At 63.3% G+C, this 4034-nt stretch carries 3 protein-coding genes; all 3 read right to left on the bottom strand.

Annotation, left to right across the window (positions count from 1 at the left end):
* A partial coding sequence (locus VML93_RS29580; protein ID WP_325615980.1) for a PE-PPE domain-containing protein occupies positions 1-1302 on the bottom strand: 1302 nt, incomplete at its 3' end.
* Positions 1303-1475: 173 nt separating this feature from the next.
* On the bottom strand, positions 1476-2783 hold the full coding sequence (locus tag VML93_RS29585) for an ISL3 family transposase (protein WP_325615982.1): 1308 nt from the start codon (positions 2781-2783) through the stop codon (positions 1476-1478).
* 632 nt (positions 2784-3415) lie between these two features.
* Positions 3416-4034 (bottom strand): MMPL family transporter (locus tag VML93_RS29590; RefSeq protein WP_325615984.1); only part of this gene is annotated, 619 nt, incomplete at its 5' end.

Below are 4034 nucleotides of genomic sequence, written 5' to 3' on the forward strand. Positions count from 1 at the left end.
GAAGGCCGGGTCCCCGTAGCCCAGGTTGACGAGAGTCGTTAAGTCCGGTTGGAGCAGATCCGTGAGCGGTTTTCCGATCACCGGGATCGCATGCAGCGGCGCCAGCAGTGGTAGCACCGCCCCCGGCGGGGTCATCATGTAGTAGGTAGTGTTCGTCGATACCTCGCCACCAGGGCCGGGTTGACCCACTGACCCGTCCAGTTTCACCAGGTCGCCCGGGGGAAGCGTGCTCGGATCGACACCCGCATATGTGGGGTGCACTGTCGCGATGCCGACGAAGGCGTTGAGGTCCGAGAGAACATTGAGCGGGTAGCGCGGGAAATCGGCGAACCCGTCGTATTGCAGCGTGTAGATGGTGGTTTGGTACGGCGTATCGGCCGGGGTCGCGCCATAGAACGTTACGCCCAGACTCGGAAGTTGAAGTGGCTGGTTCGGCGTCATGTCCGGGAAGCGTGCTAGGAGGCCACCGTTGGGATTCATTTGATCTGCCATCAGCACGAAGCTGAGGTCACTTGTCGGGGGACGCATGGCGGCGGGCAACGCGTCGAGCTTTTCCATTTCCAGCGAAGAAATTATGGCGCTTTGCGATATGCCCTCAACGACGACCTTGTTGCCGGACCCGGGAATGAGTAGCCCATGCTGCCCTTCACCCGTTCCCACCAGGGTGTTGTTCAGAATCGTGACGCCCTGGGCGACCGAGTCGTCGAGTGTCAATTCCTTGGAGCCGAAGAACGGATACAGCCCCTCGGGAGTGACTAGCTCTGATGGGATGTAACTGCCGAAGCCATTCGGTACGAGGTAGTGATTGAAGATGTTCGTCACGAAGCCGGGTGTGTTGGAAGGTATCGGATTGCCGCTGCCGCTCATGATCAGCGCAATGTTCGTGTTCGTGATCAGCGGCTGACCTGCCCCCGGTAACGGCACCGGAGCCACAGGGGCCGCCGCAGGCGCGGCGCCGCCACCCAGCAACGACTGGACCGGTGACGTGATCCGCCCTAGCGCCCCAGCGAGCCCGGTGGCGTTGGCGGACTCGGCTTCGGCGTAGGTGTTCCCCGCGGCGGCCAGGGCCTTGGCGAATTGCCCATGAAACGCCGAAGCGTGTGCGATGGCTGCCTGATACTCAGCGCCGTATGTGTTGAACAACGTCGCACAGGCGGCCGACACCTCATCGCCGGCCGCTGCCAGCAGGCCGGTTGTTCGGACGGCGGCGGCCGTATTGGCCGCGCCGATCGCTGAACGAATGTCGGCAACGTCCGCCGCAGCAGTCGTCATCAACTCCGGTTGGGCGGTCAAAGTCGTCATCGGCCATGTCCCTCCACGACAAGGGCTATATCTGTGCCATACCGACGACCATGGAGCCGATGACCGACGAACCGGGCCTTCGTGGTGCTGGCTGCAGTCAGCTTAGGGCGGGCTTGTCAGCTTGTATGCGTTTTCGTTGTAGTTTTGCGGTTCCTTCTATGAAAAGCGGCTCTTCATTTATGACGGTGTAGTTGGGGTTTGAATCCGCCGGTTTCCAGTAGCGATCTGGCGATGTAGTTGGTGAGGTTACGGAATCCCAGGGCGGATCCTCGGAGGTGCTCGAGACGGCCGTTGATCGCTTCGGTCGGCCCGTTGGATGTGCCGGGCCGGTCGAAGTAGGCCAGTACGTCGGCGGCCCGCTTCTTAAGTGTCCGTCCGAGGGTGATCACCTCGTGCAGGGCTTTGGGGACGCCGGTGCTCAGCGCGGTGATCAGCGCCGCCATCATGGTGCGGCCTGTCTTGCGGTCGGGGTGCCGGTAGGCGGCCACGGTGCGCTGATACATCGTCCACGTGGCTTCGACCTCGGCGTGGGCGTCGACGGCGAACAAGGCCGCCAGCCGGGCCTTTTGCTTATCGGTGAGCAGATCGGCCCCAGTCTGCAAGGTCCGCCGGCACGCATAGAGCGGGTCGGTCTTGCGGCCCCGGTGCCCACGGGTGGTCTGCTGGACACGGCGCCGGCATTCATCGAGGGCGTTGCCGGCCAGCCGGACCATATGGAAGGGGTCCATCACCGTCGCTGCATCGGGCAGCTCTTCAGTGGTGGCGGTCTTGAGACCGGAAAATCCGTCCATGGCAACGACTTCCACTCGGTCACGCCAGTCTTGTGGCCGCTCAGCGAGCCATTGTTGGAACGCCTTCTTGGACCGCCCTTCGACCCTGTCGAGCAACCGTGCCGGGCCGGAGCCGTCGCGCACCGGTGTCAGGTCAATGATGACGGTGACGTACTTGTCGCCGCGGCGGGTGTGACGCCACACGTGTTCATCGACACCGATCACCCGCACACCGTCGATGCGGGCTGGATCGGCGATGAGTACCCGCTGGCCTTCGGCGAGCACCGCGTTGTTGGCGGTGTTCCACGACACCGCCAGTCCTTCGGCGACCCGGGCCACGCTCAGGTGCTGGCAGACAAGGGCTTCCAGCGCCCACCGCAGACCACGGCGCGACAACGCGGCCCGCGGCTCGGCTGCGCCACTGTTGTCTTGGCGCCACACATGACGGCAACCGACGCATCGGTAGCGGCGCACGGTGATCAACAGCGTGGTGGGCCGCCACCCGAACGGCTCATGAGCCAACCTTCTGGTCACGGTGTCGCGCGGGCTGCCTTCCTCGCCGCAGCGCCGACACCATCGATCCTCGTCGATGATCCGACACGCCAACAGTGCCCGGTCAGGCTCAACGCGTTGCCCGGTCACCTCCAGTCCGAGCTCATCGAGGCGGCAGAACGTGATCAGATCAGGGCAAGCGAAGGTAGCGTCAGGCATGTCGAGGTCTTCCCCAACTGGGCGGTGTGAGAACTCCCATCATCGGAAGACCTCGACCTCTACCCCGGCAACGACGCGCCGCCCACCTCTACACCCTCAACTGCGAAGAGCCGGTTTTCGATGTAGCTGTTGTGCCTGACGTCGGAGTCTTCGGTGCCCGGTCTCGACACGGGTGAGCGGGCGCGAGGGTGCTTTGGCGGGTGGGTGGTTCGGGCCAGGGTTCTGGGGGGCGCGAACTTCGGGCCAAGCCGGCACGATCGGCTAGGTGTCCAGCGTTGTCGGTGGAAGGCGAGTCAACGCGGAGTCTCCAATGCGGGACTGATGTGGCGGCTGTGATAAGTGTCATCGCATTGGTCACAGTGGCCTCATTGGCGTCCGCGACAGGCGACTACCGTGGTGCCCATCTCGCAGCGACAACTCCCGGCCCGCCGTCTGCCTGGTCGGTTCTGTCACCTTCGGGAGCGAAGCCGCGTCTGGCCCGCAGCGAGCCTGCGCCGACGGCAGCGAGCCTGCGCTGATGGCGCCGAGCCTGCGTACAGGGCGCGGCCAAGAGCCGAAACTACGCCGTCACCGCAGTTTCGACGTAGCGAGCGACCGCCAGTACGCGGCGCTGGTCACGAGCGAGGGCCAACCTAGACCGACGGCGTCGGCAGCTCCATTGTGACCGCGTCGTCGTCGGGTTCCTCCCTGAGCATCAGGGCCCGAACCACTGGGCGGGGCCCGTAAGCGCGCAGCATTCGGCTGGCTGGGCGCGGCCGCACTACTTGCGGCCACCAGAACCAACGTCCGAGCAACGCGGCGATAGACGGCATCATGAACGAACGCACAACCAACGTGTCGAACAACAGACCCAGGCCGATCGTCGTGCCCACTTGAGCGATGATGCGCAGGTCGCTGACCGCCATGGACATCATGGTGAAGGCGAACACCAGACCCGCGTTCGTCACGACCTTGCCGGTACCGCCCATAGCACGGATCATGCCCGTTTTTATGCCGGCAGCTAATTCTTCTTTCATCCGTGATACCAGCAACAGATTATAGTCGGATCCCACTGCCAAAAGGACGATTACAGACATCGGCAGCACCATCCAGTGCAATTTAATGCTCAGAATATACTGCCAGATCAGGACCGACAGCCCAAACGATGCGCCCAACGAAAGTGCCACTGTACCCACGATAACTAGTGCGGCCACAAAACTTCGCGTGATGATGAGCATGATGATGAAAATAAGGCAGAGCGAACCGACTCCC

Origin of the sequence: Mycobacterium sp., from assembly GCF_035499775.1 — a bacterium.
Classification (GTDB): domain Bacteria; phylum Actinomycetota; class Actinomycetes; order Mycobacteriales; family Mycobacteriaceae; genus Mycobacterium.

Bases quoted from the DNA above. Each gene is read 5' to 3' on its own strand.
- VML93_RS29585 (WP_325615982.1), bottom strand. From the start codon at position 2,783: ATGCCTGACGCTACCTTCGCTTGCCCTGATCTGATCACGTTCTGCCGC.